This window comes from Streptomyces sp. NPDC004542, assembly GCF_040610035.1.
Lineage (GTDB): Bacteria > Actinomycetota > Actinomycetes > Streptomycetales > Streptomycetaceae > Streptomyces.
Genome location: NZ_JBEXLP010000204.1, coordinates 1 through 2,030, shown reverse-complemented (window position 1 = coordinate 2,030; position 2,030 = coordinate 1). Strand labels below are relative to the sequence as shown.

Sequence of the window (2,030 nt, the reverse complement as noted above, 5' to 3'; positions counted from 1 at the left end):
GGAGACGGTTCTCTTGGTCGAAAACCCATCTACCAGGGGCTTCACCATGTTGTCAGCCCAACGCCGCACCCAACAGCCAGGTTGGAAAGGGCTCATGATCGCGTTGTGGCGGAACGCGCCGCGTTCACCGAATGAGGTCACTCGGGTCATGCTGACTTCCGAGGAACTCCAGGCGACGTTCCGGCACATGCGCCCGCGGATCATTGGCCTCATTCCGGAGTACATGGCCAACGAGCCGCTCCTGTCTTCCTCGCGCAGCAGGCAGGAAGACGGCAGTTGGACGATGGAAATCCCGCGCCAGGTCATGCGGTACGAGCACGCCAAATCGCTGCGGGCCTATGTCAGCGAGGCCTGTCGGCAAGTGCACCAAGCCCTCGATGCCGACCGGGAGATGTTCGCCGGCCAGACGGCGCCGGCACCGGCTGCTGAACCCGAGCCGGACCCGGCGCCGGAACCCGTAGCCGCCCCTGGGGTGGGAGAGGTGCGAGTGCTGCTGGAGCAGGAGTGGATCCTGGGCGCCCCCATCGGGGACCCGGGAGGCTTCGGCGCTGTCTACGAGGCGCAGTCTGCAGACGTCACGGAAGCGGCGGCGAAGCTCGTACCCAAGAGACCCGGGGCCGACCGGGAGATGCTGTTCACCGACCTGCCGGGTGTGCGCAACGTCGTGCCTGTCATCGACAGCGGCGAGCATGACGACCACTGGGTACTCGTCATGCCCCTTGCCAAGGAATCCCTTCGTGCGCACCTGCAGAAGGGGCCGCTGGCGCTCGAAGAGGCAGTGCGGGTGCTGACGGACATCGCCGAGACGCTGACCGATCTGGACGGCAAGGTCGTGCACCGGGACCTCAAACCGGAGAACGTCCTGCTCCTCAACGGCCGCTGGTGTCTGGCCGACTTCGGGATCGCCCGGTACGCCGAAGCCGTCACTGCCCAGCTGACCTACAAGTTCTCCGGAACCCTGGCCTACATGGCTCCCGAGCGCTGGAAGAATCAGCGGGCCACCAGCGCCAGCGACATCTACGCGCTGGGAGTTCTCGCCTACGAGCTCCTGGAGGGAACCGTCCCCTTCACCGGTCCCGACGAGGTGGCCTTCGCCGACCAACACCTGCGTGGCACCCCGCCTCCGCTGACGGCAGCTCCCGCCCTCCTGGCCGCACTGATCACGGAATGCCTCTACAAGGCGCCACAGGCGCGCCCGGCTCCCGCCAACGTGCTGGAACGGCTGCTACGCATCCCCGTCGGCGCGCTGACCGGGGGACTGGCGGCACTCGTGGAAGCTGACCGGGAAGTGGTCGCACGCCGTGCCGAGGGCCACCGTCAGGCGTCCGAACAAGCCACCGAAGCCGAACGCCGCGAGGACCTGTTCGCAGCCGCAGCAACGTCTCTCAGCCTCATCTCCGAGCAGCTCCTGACGGCGATCACGGGCGTTCTCTCCACAGCCACCGTGCGCAGAGAGAACGCGGGAGGCTGGACGATCCACCTCAGCGGTGCCGAGTTGGCCTTCACCGGCCCCGAGGAAATCCCTCAGGCCGTAACCGGGTCACCACAGCCCTTCGACGTGATCGCCGCCGCGACGATCACGGTGAAGACCACCGTGGCCCGTCGCGGCTACGAAGGCCGAAGCCACTCTCTGTGGTACGCCGATGCCCAGGTGGCTGAGCAGTATCAGTGGTTTGAGACGGCTTTCATGATGAACGCATTCAGCGGCTCGGTGTCGTCGACGGACCCCTTCGCCCTCGATCCTCACCAAGGCCGCGCGGCGATCGCTCGGGGGATCGGCACGAGGCAAGCAGCCTGGCCCTTCACCCCCCTCGTCATCGGCGAGCTGGACGAATTCATCGACAGGTGGGCCAGGTGGCTGGCCGATGCTGCCACAGGCCGACTCGAACACCCGAGCTGGATGCCGGAACGCGACCCCCAAGGGTCCTGGAGGAGCTAGTACTGCAACGACACTCCGTGACGTGGAGTGTTGCGCGTCGTTGGTCACTTTGTGACGGGAGAGATAGCTGACGAGTGGTCAGTTCTGTTCG

Annotated in this window: 1 protein-coding gene; it reads left to right on the top strand. The window is 66.2% G+C overall.

Annotated elements, in window-relative coordinates; all coding sequences use genetic code 11:
• A partial coding sequence (locus ABZX30_RS38065) for a serine/threonine-protein kinase (protein ID WP_355943017.1) occupies positions 1 to 1,939 on the top strand: 1,939 nt, incomplete at its 5' end.
• Positions 1,940 to 2,030: the final 91 nt, after the last annotated feature.